The organism is Pseudoalteromonas sp. AS71, from assembly GCF_038900275.1.
Lineage (GTDB): Bacteria > Pseudomonadota > Gammaproteobacteria > Enterobacterales > Alteromonadaceae > Pseudoalteromonas.
Genome location: NZ_JBBMQZ010000017.1, coordinates 44,911 through 62,461, shown reverse-complemented (window position 1 = coordinate 62,461; position 17,551 = coordinate 44,911). Strand labels below are relative to the sequence as shown.

Annotated in this window: 15 protein-coding genes; 8 read left to right on the top strand and 7 right to left on the bottom strand. The window is 39.4% G+C overall.

Features of this window, described 5'->3' with window-relative positions; translation table 11 throughout:
* Window positions 1-133 precede the first annotated feature (133 nt).
* Complete coding sequence (locus WNY98_RS13745; protein WP_076925657.1) at window positions 134-436, top strand: DUF1496 domain-containing protein; 303 nt, start codon at window positions 134-136, stop codon at window positions 434-436.
* A 54-nt stretch (window positions 437-490) separates the two neighbouring features.
* Window positions 491-799, top strand: a complete 309-nt coding sequence (locus WNY98_RS13740; protein ID WP_024591820.1) for a VF530 family protein — start codon at window positions 491-493, stop codon at window positions 797-799.
* A 50-nt stretch (window positions 800-849) separates the two neighbouring features.
* On the opposite strand, the gene WNY98_RS13735 is transcribed toward WNY98_RS13740, so the two are convergent.
* Window positions 850-2,469, bottom strand: a complete 1,620-nt coding sequence (locus WNY98_RS13735) for a diacylglycerol kinase family protein (RefSeq protein WP_342878159.1) — start codon at window positions 2,467-2,469, stop codon at window positions 850-852.
* 350 nt (window positions 2,470-2,819) lie between these two features.
* On the opposite strand from WNY98_RS13735, the gene WNY98_RS13730 reads away from it, so the two are divergent.
* The 6 genes from WNY98_RS13730 (at window position 2,820) to WNY98_RS13705 (ending at window position 8,483) form a co-directional block, all read left to right on the top strand.
* Window positions 2,820-3,344, top strand: a complete 525-nt coding sequence (locus WNY98_RS13730; protein ID WP_342878158.1) for a sigma-70 family RNA polymerase sigma factor — start codon at window positions 2,820-2,822, stop codon at window positions 3,342-3,344.
* On the top strand, window positions 3,341-4,024 hold the full coding sequence (locus WNY98_RS13725; protein ID WP_342878157.1) for an anti-sigma factor: 684 nt from the start codon (window positions 3,341-3,343) through the stop codon (window positions 4,022-4,024). The genes WNY98_RS13730 and WNY98_RS13725 overlap by 4 nt, the downstream gene beginning before the upstream one ends.
* Window positions 4,025-4,181: 157 nt before the next feature.
* Complete coding sequence (locus tag WNY98_RS13720) at window positions 4,182-5,774, top strand: DUF4331 domain-containing protein (protein ID WP_024600512.1); 1,593 nt, start codon at window positions 4,182-4,184, stop codon at window positions 5,772-5,774.
* Between the two features lie 11 nt (window positions 5,775-5,785).
* Window positions 5,786-6,295 (top strand): Ig-like domain-containing protein, encoded by a 510-nt coding sequence (locus WNY98_RS13715; protein ID WP_342878156.1) that lies wholly within the window; start codon window positions 5,786-5,788, stop codon window positions 6,293-6,295.
* Between the two features lie 53 nt (window positions 6,296-6,348).
* Window positions 6,349-7,374 (top strand): hypothetical protein, encoded by a 1,026-nt coding sequence (locus tag WNY98_RS13710; RefSeq protein WP_024600514.1) that lies wholly within the window; start codon window positions 6,349-6,351, stop codon window positions 7,372-7,374.
* Complete coding sequence (locus tag WNY98_RS13705) at window positions 7,371-8,483, top strand: HupE/UreJ family protein (protein WP_342878155.1); 1,113 nt, start codon at window positions 7,371-7,373, stop codon at window positions 8,481-8,483. The genes WNY98_RS13710 and WNY98_RS13705 overlap by 4 nt, the downstream gene beginning before the upstream one ends.
* Before the next feature lie 70 nt (window positions 8,484-8,553).
* On the opposite strand, the gene WNY98_RS13700 is transcribed toward WNY98_RS13705, so the two are convergent.
* From WNY98_RS13700 to WNY98_RS13675, 6 genes are all read right to left on the bottom strand, one after another.
* The gene (locus WNY98_RS13700) at window positions 8,554-9,177 is read right to left on the bottom strand and encodes a TetR/AcrR family transcriptional regulator (protein WP_024600516.1); all 624 of its coding nucleotides are present in this window, start codon (window positions 9,175-9,177) and stop codon (window positions 8,554-8,556) included.
* 96 nt (window positions 9,178-9,273) lie between these two features.
* Window positions 9,274-10,692, bottom strand: a complete 1,419-nt coding sequence (locus tag WNY98_RS13695) for an efflux transporter outer membrane subunit (protein WP_342878154.1) — start codon at window positions 10,690-10,692, stop codon at window positions 9,274-9,276.
* Window positions 10,689-13,823 (bottom strand): efflux RND transporter permease subunit, encoded by a 3,135-nt coding sequence (locus WNY98_RS13690; RefSeq protein WP_342878153.1) that lies wholly within the window; start codon window positions 13,821-13,823, stop codon window positions 10,689-10,691. The genes WNY98_RS13695 and WNY98_RS13690 overlap by 4 nt, the downstream gene beginning before the upstream one ends.
* A 12-nt stretch (window positions 13,824-13,835) precedes the next feature.
* On the bottom strand, window positions 13,836-15,005 hold the full coding sequence (locus WNY98_RS13685) for an efflux RND transporter periplasmic adaptor subunit (RefSeq protein ID WP_342878152.1): 1,170 nt from the start codon (window positions 15,003-15,005) through the stop codon (window positions 13,836-13,838).
* Between the two features lie 291 nt (window positions 15,006-15,296).
* Window positions 15,297-16,598 carry a hemolysin family protein gene (locus WNY98_RS13680; RefSeq protein ID WP_342878151.1) on the bottom strand — a complete coding sequence of 434 codons (1,302 nt, stop codon included), beginning with the start codon at window positions 16,596-16,598 and terminating at the stop codon, window positions 15,297-15,299.
* Between the two features lie 136 nt (window positions 16,599-16,734).
* Window positions 16,735-17,433 (bottom strand): amino acid ABC transporter substrate-binding protein, encoded by a 699-nt coding sequence (locus WNY98_RS13675; RefSeq protein WP_342878150.1) that lies wholly within the window; start codon window positions 17,431-17,433, stop codon window positions 16,735-16,737.
* Window positions 17,434-17,551: the final 118 nt, after the last annotated feature.

Below are 17,551 nucleotides of genomic sequence, written 5' to 3'. Positions count from 1 at the left end.
GCACCTTTTTATTTGAATCTAACTTGTTCTGTGTGTAACTAAGTTTATAATTAAAATCACTTTGTGTACTTTACACTAGCACGTTTTTTAGCTTAATGTATTATTTTTAACCCACCCTATTTAAAGGCCTCTAATGCGTAATTTTTTAGTTATATGCTTTTGTTTTAGCAGCTTATCGTATTCAATACTCAGTGAAGCAACAACTCTTAAAACCCATTCAATTATTGATGCAAACCAGCTTGTAAGCGAAGGGTCTAGTTGCTGGTACGACAACAAACGCTATAGCGAAGGGGCATTAATACAAATTCACTCATTTACACTTTTGTGCGGTGCTAAAACACCCCAGCACAGTAACAGCCAACTCATTTGGCTTAAAATAGATAAACAAGGTAACGCTATTTACCCAACAGCTCCTAAAACAATCACTGTGAATTAGCGCTAAAAGCTGATTTGAGCTACAATGCACGCAGTTTAAATAAGTAGTATGGCTATGAATAATCAACCTAAAAACCCTTTACATGGGGTCACGTTAGAACAAATACTTGTTGAGTTAGAACAGCGACTTGGCTGGAGAACACTTGGCGAACAAGTAAAAATTAAATGTTTTACTGATCAACCGAGCATTAAATCGAGTTTAAAGTTTTTGCGTAAAACGCCTTGGGCTCGCGATAAAGTGGAAGCACTTTATATTCACACTATAAATAATAAACCTATTCGTAGACCAAAAAGTGCACCGAGAGAAACATCTTCTCAAGCACCTGATACAACAGGGTTTGTTTGGCCATCAATTAAAAAATGATGTAAAAAAGGAGCTAATTTAGCTCCTTTTTTGATTGTAACAAGCGCGATTTATTGCTCTTTGCAAATCACTTTTAATGAGGCCGGCTCAATAGTAATAACGAGTTTGTGAGCAGTTTTAATTTCACCATCAAGTACGTATTTAAGCTCACCTTCGCCTGTAACCTCGACTCTTTTAGCATTTGTATGGTGTGAGTTTATAGCTAAATGTGTTTGCGTTAAGCTGCTGTACATCAGCTCAGCAATACTTAAAATGGTTGTTGAGTTTTCATTATTGGGTGTTAGCCAATTTACATCAAGAAGCCCGTCACTATGATCTGGCTGCCCACCACCTTGAGCCAATAATGTTGTAAAAGGCGCAGCGTTAGCCACAATAAAGCTATTTGTACATATTTCTTTGGGCTCATTATCGTCGAGTTTTACATTAAGTAGCTGTGATTTTTGCTCGCCAAAAGCTTCAAAAAAACCATTTAGATAGGCAAGTTGCCCCGATTTATTTTTCGACTCTCTATCTGCTTTTTCAATCATTGATTGCTCAAAACCAATACCCGCTAATAAAAGTACTAATTCATTATTGCAATAAGCCGTATCTATTGTGCTTGTTTGACCATCTATAATTAGGTCACAGGCTTGTTCTACTGGAATAAACTTAGAGCTTATACCCATCAATACATGCGCAAGTGCGTTTGCAGTCCCCATTGGGATGATTCCTAGCTTACATTGTGTATTTACAAGTACGCTTGCAACTTCGGCCACTGTACCATCGCCTCCACACGCAATTATAATGTCTGGCTTTTGCGCAATTGCTTGTTTAGCAAGCTCAATACCGTTAACGTATTGTGAAGTAGTCAATACTGTTAAATCGTAATAGGCGGATAACCGCGCAACAATTAAATGCTCTTTTTCTTTCCACAATCGCGTACCCGAAATAGGGTTTGCAATTAAAACAGCTTTGTTTTTAATCAGCAACTCGCCTTTTTTATGACGCTTAGCTAAACGACGAAGTTGATGCTTATTTAAGTTTGCGGTTTCGCGGGTTTCTTTTATTTGCGCAAGTACTTCATGTACATCTGCATTTTTGTTTTGACTCAATAAATAAGCCGCCATTACAAAAACAGACCGCCCACGGCCTAAGGCGCAATGTACAACTACGCGACGATTTTCTTTTATATGGTGATGTATCCAATTAATAGCCTGATTTAGCTGCGAGTGTGTAGGGACACTATGATCAAGCACCGGAATATTTAAGTAATTAAAGTTCTCTTGCGTTGAACTCCACTCTAGACCGTCAAACTCGCACGTTACATCCAGAATCGCCGTAATTCCGTTATCTTTTAATGTGTCTATGTCTGAGGGAAATAATCGGCAAGCTAAAAATAGATTTTCGTTTATTTGTTGAATGGGCGGTACTTTGTCATGCTTACGCGACCAGGCATTATATATTTGCACACCAAATAAAAACGGTACAAATGCCCAGCGTATATAAAATGGGATCACCCCATTTTCACGTTTTCTAAATATTTTTGCTATATTAAAAATATATGCGGTACTCACTAATAAAAGTGACAGCGCAGTCCAATAAAAAACAATAGCAAAGTAAACAGAGTTTACTTCCCAACCAATAAAAATAAGTAGTAATGCTAAAAGTGAATAACCAATTGCAGCCCACATAGTCTCTCCTTTGTGTAAATAATTCCGATTTATTAATCTTAATTTAAGCGGCTTTATGCATTCTTTTGCAAATATCACGCCATATAAATGGTATTTTAAATTCAAATTAAAACCATAAGCTATTGATATATAAAGTTAATAACAAAGCAATTTTAAGTGCGTTCTGCCCTTCATGCATTTTTTACAAACATGTGAATAAATTATACCTACACGTTTATATTTCAAACACTGATCGGTTATTGCTTGTACTAACGTATAAAACAGCTAGTCTAAAAAGCAATTAAAGTTTTTTGCATCCAAATCACACCCTCAACCGTTTACTCAATGATAATAAGAAAAACAGGAACCCTATGGATAATGATAATTTACTCCCTCTTTTGTGCGCCACAGCGCAAGGAGACAAAAACGCTTTCTCGAGTTTATATCAACAAACCAGCGGCAAACTTTTTGCTATTAGTTTGAACATGCTCTCTAACAGAGCTCATGCGGAAGAAGTACTACAAGACGCTTTTATAAAAATTTGGCATAACGCATCTGAATATAACGCCTCTAAAGGCACAGTTATTAGCTGGATGATAAGTATTGTTAGGTATAGAAGTCTTGATTCGATGCGCTATCACAAAGTTCGGAAAGAGCAGTCGCTAGGCGATGATGAATATGAGAATGAAAGCATTGACATTAATTACGATGAAGAAACAAAACTCGTTAATTGTATAGAACAACTTGAGCCGCAACAAAAGCAGGCTATTCACTTAGCTTATTACAAAGGGCTGAGTCATAGCGAGTTAGTGGATCATATAGAAACGCCATTAGGTACAGTTAAAAGCTGGATCAGGCGTGGGCTTATGCAGCTACAAAGGTGTTTAACATTATGAATTATAATAAACCCGAACTATTAGACGCACTTGCTGGGCAGTATGTGCTTGGCACGCTTAGAGGGCTTGCACGTAAGCGCTTTCAGCGTCTGTTGCTTAGTTCGAACCAAGCACGTGAAGCAACAAGTATGTGGGAGCAAAACCTAAACAACTTAGCCAGTGCTATTACACCACAAACACCACGTGACGATGTATGGGTAAATATTCTACAGCGCATTGAAAACAGGCCACGAACAAGTAAAACGGTTATACATACTAAGCCATCTATTTGGCGTACATGGTCTTTTGTTGCAACAGCCGCGTGTATTGTTTTAGCCTTTTTGATTATTCAACCTTCTAATAATGTTGTTCAAACGCAACAAATTGCCTTGGTCCAAAATCAAGATAAGCAATCATTATGGTTTATTGATGTTAACGATCAAGGGCTTTCTATCAAAGCCAGTAGCCAATTGGTTGCTCAAACAAATAAAGATTATGAGCTTTGGATGATTTTAAAAGGCCAAGATGCGCCTATTTCATTAGGTTTACTTCCCAAGCAAGGAAGTAAAATATTATTAAAAGATAACCGCTTCAACGCAAGTGATATTGCATTGCTAGCAGTAAGTTTAGAACCTATTGGTGGCTCGCCAAATGGATCACCGACCGAGGTGTTATACACAACAGAGCTGGTACTTTTATAACCTTACTATTACGACTAATATTGGCTGCTTGTATAAAGCAGCCAATCCTCAATTTAAGTTTTTAACAAAATATAAAATTAATTTAACTTTTTTGCATCCAATTTAAATCCTGCCCCGTTATTAGCTATGACTTCAATCAAAACTAAAGGACAAAGTCATGAAAGCTTTAACTCCATCAATACTCGCAGTAGTAATATGTAGTACGTTTGTAAGTGCACCAAGTGAAGCATCTAGCCACAGAGAAGCGCCAAATATAAGCCGTTTCCCGACTTTAGATTCAACCGATTTTTATGTATTTAATAGTTACGAGCAAGGTCGTGGTGATTTTGTAACACTAATAGCTAACTATATCCCGCTGCAAGATGCATACGGCGGTCCTAATTACTTTGCAATGGACCCAGATGCTACCTACAGCATTCATATAGATAACGACGGCGATGCTGTTGAAGATATTACATTTGCGTTTAACTTTAAAAGCATGCTCCCTAACGACAATCAAGGCGTGCAATTAACAGTTGGACCTGAAGGTAATCAACGCACAGTTTCGGTACCACTTAAAAATGTTGGCGGCGTGGCTGCAGGTGATGACAGCGCAGCAAATTTTAGTGAATCATACACAATGACCATGATTAGCGGCGCGCAGCGTACTGGCGAAACAACGGTATTAAATAACACTGCATCAAACTCAAGCTCATTTTCTAAACCGCTTGATTATGTAGGTGATAAAACATTTGGATCGATGAGTGATTATCAAACTTATGCAGATCAATTTGTTTATCAGGTTTCAATTCCTAACTGTGAGAGCATGGCACAAGTTTTTGTAGGACAGCGTAAAGACCCGTTTGTAGTTAACCTAGGTAAAACATTTGATTTAGTTAACTATGTACCTGTAGAAGGTGATAGCGCCCCTGGTGCTGGTGACGGCGGTGGTTTTCCAGGTGGTATAACGCAATCAGCTGATAATGACGACCTTGCAGATAAAAACGTAACATCAATCGCTATCGAAATACCTAAAAGCTGTATTGTCGGTGAAGGTAACGGCGTAATAGGTTCGTGGACAACAGCAAGCTTACCGCAAGCACGTGTATTAAACCCCAATGCTAAATTTGCTAATAATGCGGTAAACGGTGGTGCATTAACTCAGGTTTCACGCCTAGGTAGCCCGCTTGTAAATGAGCTTGTAATTGGCATTAAAGACAAGGACACATTTTCTACTGCGCACCCTAAAGACGATGCACAATTTTTAGATTATGTATCTCACCCAGCACTACCAGAGTTATTAAATATTTTGTTTAAAGATGCTGTTAATACCACTCTTGGCGCAAACTTAGAAACTTTGGCACCCACTAACTTCCCGCGTACTGATTTAATCACTGCATTTTTAACGGGTTTTGCAGGCGTTAATCAACAAGCAACGGTCACACCTTCAGAAATGCTGCGTTTAAACACAGCCATTGCAGCAACAGCACAAGCTGATCAATCTGCATTTGGTGTAGCTGGCAATGACTTAGCTGGTTTCCCAAATGGTCGTCGCCCGGGTGATGATGTAGTTGATATTGCACTGCGCGTTGTGATGGGTCGCTTATGTCACCCTATTCCTGTAAATGGCGAAGACACTGACTTAGGTCTTTGTACACCAGAGGATGCTAATACGGGTACAGTTCCATTTACTGATGGCGCACCTATTGATGCAACAATGATGGACTCAACATTCCCATACCTTGCAACACCTATTGCAGGATCTAAATAAGGAGTTAACTGATGCGTAATTTAAAAACTACCCATATTTGTGTTCTCCTCAGTGCATTAACATTGTGTGCATGTAGTAGCGATGACGATAAAAAACAACCTACACCGGTTGTAAACACCGCACCTACAGCAAGCGATGCAATGCTAACAACACAAACTGAAATAAGCATTACCGATATGCTTAACGCAAGCGATAATGATGGCGACTCACTTACTTACTCGTTAACAAGCGAGCCAATGCTCGGTACTGTTAATGTTGACAGTGATGGTAACTTTACTTATACACCTAATAAAGAAGCAACAGGTTCAGATAGCTTTATGTTTGGTGTAAGTGATGGCGTTAATTCGCAAGTTACTGCAACAGTAAGTATTACAATTGAGGCGCTGCAAGTTGACTTTGCTCAATTTGCAACCGATGCATTTAATCAAGCGCCAAATGCAGAGCCGTTAACTGTTAATGGTCGGGTGTTTACAAACACTGATACCGATGTTGATGGATTAATTTCTACAAGCGGTAACTAACCAAGTCATTAAGCTGACAGGCCACGGATGGCTTTTTTCAAAGGATATTTATAATGCATTTATCAGTACTTAAACCCCTCACTATTATTGCTATTTGCTTAACCTCTTTCGCGGTGAGTGCGGCTCCTTATACTCCAAAAGATGACGCAGTTATTGCCTCAAGCAATTCAACATTTAGTGCCTCTCTCTCTGTTGACGAAATAAATACTTTAGTGACTAATAGCCAATATGCAGGCCAAACAGAGCGCTTACAAGGGCTACTTAAAACCCGCTTAGCTCAGTTATATAACCAAACACCCACGTCTCAAATTGGTTACTTATATGCTCGTGTTTTACAAAAAGAGCACCTTTTTGACGAAGCAATTAACGTTGCCAACAACGTTTTGATTACCGAACCAAAGCACAGTAATAGCCATTTGTTGCTGGCCAATATATTGATGACCCAAGGTGAATTTACAAAAGCAAAACAACACTGTGTTGCCTTGATTGGTCAAGTAAGCACCATTACTGCTAGCACTTGTGTGCTAGACGTACAAAGCCAGCATGAAAGTGTTTTAGACAGCTACCAAACATTAGTTAAAATTATAAACAATAACCAAACTAGTTTAGCTACAAACCATGTTTTAAGTGAAATGAGCTACCGTCTAAGTAACTACAAGCAAGCTTTGTCTCACTTACAAAGCGTAGATTTAGTTCAAGCTCCTGTGAGCCTCATTGTGTTATGGGCCGATATTCAAATTGCGCTAAATCAACCTCAACAAGTATTAAATACATTAAGCGTACTGCTTCCAGATAAAAGTAATTTAGAAGATGCTATTTTGCTAAGGCTTTCAATCGCAGAAAAAAAACTAAATAAACGCGATAAAAAATGGCAAAATACAATGGCGAAAAGAGTTACACTTAGAGAGCTTCGTAAAGATTCTTTTCATGCGAGTGACTTAGCTAAATATTACCTTGATGTACAACCAAATCGTGAAAAAGCACTTTACTGGGCTCATATTAATTGGCAACAGGCTAAAATGAGCACCGATGAGCAATTACTTATTAAAGCAAAAGCGATGCAACGAGATACACTATGAAAACGCCTTATCTATTTATACTCACTTTAATGCTGTGTATTTTCTCAACTTACAGCTTTTCCCATCAACTAAGTACAAGTTATATAACCCTAAATAGCAAGAACGATAACGACACCAACAAAAGCCAATACACGGGTACCTGGCAAGTTAACATCGCCGACTTAGAGCACGCAGTGCCTCTAGATTTAGATAAAGACGGGCAAATTTCGTGGGCAGAAATAAAAGCAAAACGCAGCTCAATTAATAACTTCGTTACAGAAAGTTTAAATATCACGCAAAACGCGCAAGCATGCCCATTAAAAAGTGAAGGTATCTATCAGCTAGATAACCATTTTAACCAGCCTTATTTGGTTATTCCGCTGCTGTTTAACTGCAATGATAGTGAAACAATCTCTCTTTCGTATTCTGCTTTTTTTAAAACCGATGCTAATCATAAATCTATCGTAAATATAAACGGTGTATCTCGTGTATTTAATATCAACGAGGCTCAGCAAACATTTAGCTTTGAAAAATCCAGTTATTTAAGCACGTTCAATCAATACGTTTATCAAGGTGTTTTACATATTTGGATAGGTATTGATCATATTTTATTTTTAATCGCCCTATTACTTACCTGTGTTTTAAAACGTAGTAACAAAACATGGCAAGGTATTAGCTCTAAAAAACACATTATTAAACACACAGCATGGATAGTAACCGCGTTTACGCTTGCGCACTCTATTACGCTTACAGCAACAGCTATGAACTTAGTCTCGCCAAATAGTCGCTGGGTAGAGCTTGGAATTGCTATATCGGTTTTATTTGCAGCATTAAATAATGTTTGGCCGTTGGTACTTCGTTTAGGGTGGCTTACTTTTGCTTTTGGTTTACTGCACGGCATGGGATTTGCGAGCGTACTTGGTGAGCTTGGCTTGTCGAGTGACTATCAGTTATTGAGCATTTTAGCATTTAATTTAGGGGTCGAAATTGGTCAGCTCAGTATATTACTGGTTGCGCTGCCAATACTCATTTATGTACGAAACTACACCTGGTATAAAAAGTGGTTAATGCCAATGGGCTCCGTTGCCATCGCAATCATTGCACTTCAGTGGTCAATCGAGCGCTTTTAAATAGCCCAAATAAAAAAGCTAGCCAAAATATTGGCTAGCTTACTTTTTAGTTTATCTATTTTGCGCTTTACTATGCTTTATCAAATGGCATTAGTAATGTTTTCATCGCAGGGCGAAGCGCTATTAACACTGTTTTTTCGGTTAGCTCAGGGTAGAGTAACTTTCTAAGTAATAACCCTGCCATCATCGAAAAAATAACATTAATTCGGCTTTCAAGTTCAAGCTCATCAATGTCTTTGAGCGCACTTCGCTCGCTTGTTAAAAGCTGTCTCATGCGCCCGCGTGCTTGAGTATCCATATCACGTAGCAATGAAGCTACTTTAACATTTCGACCTGCTTCAGCCATCATATCTAAGTCAACTACACATGCCCCTGTGTCCATGTGCCTTTGCACACCAATGTTTAAGCCATCTAAAAGAGCTGCTAAAACATCACCAGGGTGATCTTCAAACTGTTGGAAGATAGAAAACATTTCTTCCATGTCTTTTTCAATAATGCTTTCTATAATTGCTTCTTTACTTTCAAAGTAATTATAAATATGGCCTGCACTCATCCCTGCCGTTTTAGATATTTCAGCCATGCCTGCACCGTGGTAACCTTTTCGGCGAAAACACTCTGCAGCAGCTGTTAGTATTTGTTCGCGCCTAGCTTGCGCTATAGCGGGATCTGTTTGCCTTTTTGCTTTAGGCTTCATGTTCAACTCCACTACCAAGTCATAAACTCAGTAAAGCAAGAGCTATAAATAGTCTCGCTATATAAATATGTAATGCGGCTTTAAAAGCCGCAAATATTATTTCTCATCCTGAGCTGTTTCACTGGTTACGTTCCATCCGCCACCAAGCGCTTTGTACAAATTAATTTGGCTTGCAAGATATGCTTGCTGACCTGAAATTAACTGTTGCTGCGCGCCGTACCACGTACGCTGAGCATCAAGTACTTGCAAGTAGCTATCTGCGCCTTTTTCGTAACGCATTTTTGATAAATCAAACGTGATTTGTCGGCTACTTATAAGCATATCAAGCGCACTTAATTGCTCTTGGTAACCTTCTCTATCAGCAAGTGCATCGGCAACTTCGCGAAACGCATTTTGAATTTTTTGCTGGTACGTTGCCACCGCAATTGCTTGATCGGCTTTTGCCACATCAAGATTTGCTTGGTTACGTCCCATATTAAAAATAGGTAAGCTAATTGTCGGCACAAAACTCCATGTCCCTGAGCCTGAATCAAATAAGCCACTTAAGTCACTTGAAGCAGTGCCGGCATTGGCCGTTAAGCTAATGCTTGGATAAAACGCCGCACGTGCAATGCCAATATTGGCATTTGCAGCAAGCATTAAATGCTCAGCGGCTTTAATATCAGGGCGTTGCGATAGCAGATCAGACGGTAAACCAACTGGCACTTCTGGCATGCTGATCAAATTAGTTAGGTCTTTGTTAGGCAGCAAATCGGCTGAAACAGATTTCCCTACTAATAAATCTAGGGCACTTTTATCACGCTTTAACAAACGCTTATATGTTGCTATATCTACTTTTGCTGTAGCTACTGTGCTTTTAAGCTGCTCAAGGGTAATTGAAGACGTAGCCCCCAAATCAAAGCTTTTTTGCGTAAGCGATAATGACTCTTGCTGAGAGGTGAGCGTTTCTTTTGCCAGCTCTAGCAGTTGTAAGTCCGTCGCGTAACTAAGCCACGCATTTGCAAGCTCAGAAATTAAAGACACCTGCGTACTGTATTGACTAAGCTCTGTAGAGTATAAATTTTGGAGTGCTTGCGCTGATTGGTTGCGCACTTTGCCCCAAATATCTAACTCGTAAGAGGTAATACCTACTGTTGCACTGTACTGCGAGCTAATAGCTTCATCGCCAGTACCCGACAAATCAGCCGGTAAACGCTGGCGCGTACCAGAAGCATTTAAATCAAGTGACGGATACAAAGCAGAATCTTCGATTTGATACAAACCACGAACGCGCTGCACATTAAGCACTGCAATTTGCATATCTTTATTATGCTCAAGGCTTTGCGTAATTAACGTTTGTAATTTTTCGTCATTAAAAAAAAGCTGCCAATTTAATTGCTGCGCAGCGCTTTGCTCAGTACCTGATGCATAAGCATCAGATACTGGTAGAGCAAGGTCTTTTTGCTCTGGTGCAAGTTGGCAACCACTTAGTACAAATAAAGCAATGGCACTTAGGCTGAATGTTTTAATGCTCATTCTGCACTCTCCTTCGTTGTCTCGTTAGTTTTGCCTGGGAATACACGGCGAACTAACACAAAGAATAACGGTACAAACACAACAACTAATATTGATGATGCAAGTGTGCCACCAATAATCGAAATACCTAGCGCATTTTGGGCGCCAGATCCCGCACTTGAGGCAATCGCCAGTGGAATTACACCACAAATAAATGCCATTGAAGTCATGAGTATTGGTCGTAAACGTAAACGAACAGCAGCAACTGCTGCATCAACTAATCCCAGCCCTTCATCCATTTTATGAATAGCAAACTCTACAATTAATATCGCATTTTTAGACGCTAAACCTATGGTGGTCAACAAGCCCACCTGTAAGTAAATATCGTTAGATAAGCCACCGCCAAGTGCCGCCATAATTGCACCAAATATACCCAATGGCACAATCATCATTACCGCAAACGGTACCGACCAACTTTCATAAAGTGCGGCTAAACATAAAAATACAAATAATAATGACAACCCATATAGTAATGGAGCTTGACCACTACTAGAGCGCTCTTGGAATGAAATTCCGGTCCATTCAGACGAAATACCATTAGGTAATTGTTTTACTAAGCGTTCCATTTCATCCATTGCTTGGCCGGTACTGTAACCTGGTGCTGCACTACCTTGAATTTCCATTGCAGAAAAACCATTGTAACGCTCTAAGCGTGGCGAGCCGTATGTCCAATAAGCGCTAGCGAACGCTGAAAATGGCACCATATCGCCACTATCATTGCGCACATACCACTTATTTAGATCCTCTGGCACCATGCGCGATTGTGCATCACCTTGCATATACACTTTTTTAACTCGACCACGGTCAATAAAGTCATTCACATAACTACTACCCCACGCAGTGGCAAGCGTACTGTTTATATCACCTTGTGAAACACCAAGCGCTTCAGCTTTTGCCAAATCTGTATCAAGTTGTAGTTCTGGCATATCTTCTTGTCCATTTGGACGTACGCCCGCTAAAATTGGACTTTGGCTTGCTAAACCTAACAACTGATTTCGTGCAGCTAACAGTGCGTCGTGACCTAAGCCTACACGGTCTTGTAAAAATATATTAAAACCATTTGCAGTACCAAGCTCAACAATTGCAGGCGGCGGAAACGCAAACACAAACGCCTCTTTTATCGTTGAGAAGTATCCCATTGCTTTACCAGCCACACCTTGGACAGATAACTCATCACGCTGACGTTCATCCCAATGTTTGAGGTTAACAAAACCAATTGCAGCATTTTGACCTGAACCTGCAAAACTAAACCCTGTTACAGTAAAAATACCGTTAACAGCCTCAGATTGCTCATTTAGGTAATGGTTCTCCATTTTTTTAACAACTTCTAAAGTTTGTTGTGTTGTAGAACCTGCTGGCAATGAAACTTGGTTAAACAAAATACCTTGGTCTTCGTCTGGTAAGAATGCTGTTGGTAAGTGCGAAAACACATAAACCATACCACCCACTATCACAGCGTATATAAGTAAGTAACGCTTAGAGTGATTGATCATACGGCTTACAAAGCCTTGTGCCCCGCGATTCGTTTTATCAAAGCCTCGGTTAAATCCAGAGAAAAACTTGCCAATAAACGAGCTATCGTCGTGAACATGACTTGGTTTTAATAACGTAGCACACAGTGCTGGTGTCAAAATAAGTGCAACCAATACCGAAAGACCCATCGCCGATACCAGTGTAATAGAGAACTGACGATAAATAATACCGGTAGAGCCACTAAAGAATGCCATTGGGATAAATACCGCAGAAAGCACCATGGCAATGCCTACCAGTGCACCTTTAATTTCATCCATAGATTTACGCGTAGCTTCGAGCGCGGAGAGTTTTTCCTCGGTCATTAAGCGCTCTACGTTTTCTACAACAACGATTGCGTCATCTACCAATAAGCCTATCGCAAGTACCATCGCAAACATTGTTAGCGTATTTATTGAATAGCCAAAGGTATATAAAATACCAAACGTACCAAGTAAAACCACAGGTACCGCAATGGTTGGAATAAGTGTTGCCCTAAAGTTTTGTAGGAACAAATACATAACTACAAAAACAAGTACAACCGCTTCAATTAAGGTGTGAATAACCTTTTCAATAGATAACGATACAAATGGTGTTGTGTCGTAAGGTACAACCGCATCTAACCCTTCAGGAAAAAACGGTTTTAGCTCTTCAATTGCTTTTTTAACGCCTTCAGCTGTATCAAGTGCATTAGCGCCACTGGCTAATTTAATACCTAAGCCTGATGCCGGTTGTCCATCGTAACGAGCAACAACGCGGTAGCTTTCGCCGCCAAGCTCTACTCTAGCAACGTCCTCTAGACGTACAAAGGAGCCATCTGGATTGGTTTTAACTAATATTTGTTCAAATTGCTCTGGCGTTTGTAATCGACTTTGCGCCGTTACTGTTGCATTAAGTTGCTGACCATCAACGGCTGGCATACCACCGAGTTGGCCTGCAGATACTTGTGCATTTTGCGCACTAATTGATGCACTAATATCAGCGGGTGTAAGCTTATAGTTTTGTAACTTTGCAGGGTCTAACCAAATACGCATCGCGTACTGAGAACCAAACAGCTGCACTTCACCTACGCCTTCTACGCGCGATACAATATCTTGCACATTTGATGAAACGTAATCACCAATATCAATATTGGTCATGCTGCCATCTTTAGACACAAAAGCATAAACCATTAAAAAGTTACGCGCTGATTTTGCAACTACAACACCCTGCCTTTGTACGGGCTCTGGTAAAAGTGGAGTCGCTGTTGCTAGTTTATTTTGCACTTGAACCTGAGCAATATCAGGGTCTGTTTCAGCACTAAACGAAAGTGTAAGCGTAGCAGAGCCACTCGACTCAGACGTAGATGACATATAAAGCAAGCCATCAAGGCCTTTCATTTTTTGCTCAATAACTTGCGTTACCGTATCTTCAAGTGTACGTGCAGATGCACCAGGGTACGTTGCAGTAATACTCACTGCAGGTGGTGCAATTGAAGGATACTGCGAAATAGGTAAACTCCTAATCGCCAAAATACCTGCAAGCATCACTACAATAGCGAGTACCCAAGCAAATATCGGTCTATCGATAAAAAATCGTGACATTAAAACTCTCCGTTATTGCGCTTGATCGGCTTTAGCAGACGATTGAATTTCAGATGGATTCACTGGTGCACCAGGGCGGATTTTTTGTAAACCTTCAACTATTAACTTGTCGCCATCACTTAGGCCATCGGTAACAAGCCAGTCAGAACCTATTGTGCGGTCTACCTTTAATACGCGGCTTTCAACTGTATTGTCTTTGCTCACAACCATTGCTGTTGGTTCGCCTTTTGAATTACGGCTAACGCCACGTTGCGGAACTAAAATAGCACCCGCCTTAACACCTTCTACTATAGAGGCACGGGCATACATGCCTGGTAGTAATAATTTTTCTGGGTTCGAAAATTTAGCACGTAACGTTACTGAGCCAGTACTTGGATCAACCGTCACTTCAGAGAACTGCAACGTACCTTTATGAGGATAAACAGAGCCATCTTCCATAATAAGTTCAACATCAGTTTGACTCGTTGAGTCAACCGTTAGTGCACCTGATGATATTGCTTTTTTAAGTTGGGTAAGCTCATTACTTGATTGTGTTAAATCGATATAAATTGGATCTAACTGAGTCACAGTAGCAAGTGCAGTACTTTGGTTAGCACTCACTAGTGCACCTACAGTTACGCTTGATTTACTAATTTGACCACTAATTGGTGACGACACATGGCTGTAATTAAGGTTAATTTGCGCTGACTTTAATTGTGCTTTAGCTGTTAATAATTCAGCGTTTGCTTGCTTGTAAGCAGCATCGGCTTCGTCAAAATCTTGTTGGCTCACGGCTTTGATTTTTAATAATTCACTATAACGCGATGCTTTTGATTTAGAGCTAGCAATGCTTGCCTCTGCACGTGCTACGCTTGCTTCACTTGCTGCTAAGTCGGCTTCAAATGTCGCAGGATCTATTTGATACAGAGCCTGGCCTTGTTTAACCTCTTTACCTTCTACAAATAAACGAGATTGAACAATACCACTTACTTGTGGGCGAATTTCAGCAATTTGAAATGCGCTGATACGACCAGGAAGTTCTTTTTTGAGAGTAAGCGCTTGGCTTTTTACTGTAAGTACACCCACTGGTACAGCTTTAGGAGCTGAAGCTTGTGATTGCTCAGTTGCTTGGTCACAACCAGTTAAAGCAACAGAACCGACGAGGGCTGACAATACAAATAAAGCGATGCGGGAACGCTGCATGTTAAATACCTTTTAGTTTAGAGTGAACGATCATTCTAAATTAAAATGCGCTGATAATGAATCTTAATTAGGAGAAATTTACACAAACTTACACTCCCCAGTACAATATACGTCTTAGGTTGCATTTAATGTTAATTAGATGAAAATAGAATCAAGACTGTATGAAAATAAAACAACTTAACATCTTGAAATAATATCTCATTTTAGAAACTAAGTTTTTAATAGGCAGAAAAAAGCCAAGCAAATACAGCCTGGCTATTTATATAAAGGACTAGTGTCCTATCTAGTTTTTTAAAGGGTATTAGCGCTCTGTGGGTTAATAACCCTTGAAACTAACAACTGCTCTACCCTAATCCCTTCTACGTCAACTACTTCAAACTTAAAGCCTGAAAAAGTAAAATGTTCCGCACGTTTAGGTATACGCTTCATATTATAAATTAAAAAGCCAGCGACCGTTTCATAGTGCATCTGGTCAGGAAATTCTTCTATATCAAGTACTTTTGCTAAATCGGTAATTGGGGTTAAACCATCTACAAGCCATGAATTTTTATCGCGTTCTATGATTAGTTCGTCGCCTTGGTGAGTGATTAAATCACCCATAAACCCTTTCATTAAGTCTTTAACGGTAACAATACCCACCGAAAGTGCATATTCGTTTACTACAACAGCAAACGGCTTCGCTGCACTTTTAAACGCGTTTAAAGCTTCAGATAAACTTAATGTTTCGGGTAAGTAAAAAACATCTTTATCAATCAGATCATCGTTTATATTGGCGGCTTCGCCTTTTAGTACTTGTCGTAAAATATCTTTAGATTCAACAGAGCCATGCAACTTATCTAAATTTCCTGACACCACTAAAAAATGATTATGAGGATGGTCAATAATTTTAGTCGCAATATCATGGCTAGATTCATTTAAATCAAAATAGACAATTTGGTCGCGTGGAGTCATAACGCTTGATAAAAATCGCGCTTCTAGGTCAAACACATTGCCAATGAGTTCATACTCTTGCTTTTGCAAACTACCATAAGCAGCACCTGCTTCCATCATGGCAACAATGTCTTCTGTTGTTACATTGTCTTCTCGCTCAGCGGGCACTTTAAACAAACGCAGCACAAAGTTAGTGACGCCATTAAAAAACATCACCAGTGGAGTTAATGCAAAGGTAACCCAGCGCATTATTGTAACCACTCTAACAGCGACCGCTTCTGGCATGATCATCGCTAACCGCTTTGGCATTAAATCGGCGAACAATATAAACAAAGATGTAATAGTAAAAAACGAGAATAAAAAGCTAATTTTTTCTAAATGCGCACCTTGGTAAAATAATACCAACACACTTTCAACATAAGGCGATAAAGCCTGCTCACCCACAATACCACCCAATATAGCTATCGCATTGAGCGCTATTTGGATCATGGCAAAAAAAGCCCCTGGATTTTCTTGTAGCTTTAGTACCGCTGCTGCCTTTATATTCCCTTCATCTGCCATTACTCGCAGTTTTATTTTACGCGACGCTGCAATTGCTATTTCTGACATAGCAAACAACGCACTGATCAAGATCAATAAGCTAATCCCGATTAAATCACCCATTTAATGCTCCAAAAGTTAGGCTTTTTTAAACAAAAAGCAGCTGGATTATAATCTGTTTTTTAAACGCAGCAATTTAAATTTACTAAATATATTTAAACCATTAATTTTCAATTGGTTGAGAGGTAAAAAAGGAGATTTAAAGTACTGAAAATTTGCTGAAGGCGACTTTTAATTGAGTAATTAAGGCAGGATCCATATTTATATTACAAGCAAAAAATAATGGAGACTGAGCTGTATTTAGACTAAGTACAGGCTCAAGTAGTTCTAGCTTAGTTTCTGTTTTAACTCGGTAGTTAAATTGCTTTTTATTAAGGACAACAAAATCAAGAATATTGTGACGGGTACTGATAAGTTTGTCTATTTTATCTAGGCTATCGATGAGTAACAAGTTTCTGCTTTCGCTAAATCCTCGCTCAAGCAAATAGTGATGACTAAAATTATCACGCAGTACCGCTATTTTATATTTTTTAGCATCATTGAGAGTATTTAACTTTATACTTCTAGACTTAAGAGCATAAATCGCTGAGTCAAAGCTTTCAAGTTCCCCTACCCACTTAAACTTACTTTCTCTATTAGGTAATCGAACAATCGAAAATATACAGGTGTTTTTATCGCGTAGCGCCGCGTTGTAGGATATGGCCCAACTATGGGCAAACATAGTGTAATTTATACCTGTACCTTCTAGCGCTTTATGAACTTTATCAACAGAACGACCAACGAGTTTATTATCTTCATTGAGATACTGAAAGTCCGGAAATACTTCCGTTACTATTGTGATTTCAGTTGCATCAACTTTTATACAGCTAATGAACAACAAAAAGATCAATAATTTCATTCAGCAAGGCCTCAACTAACTCATTATAAGTATTTAATAAATATAGCTGAGGCTTTATGAACTGCTAGTTTTTAGTAGTGTAATGCACATTTATAAGCTGATAGTACTAGTCTTTATA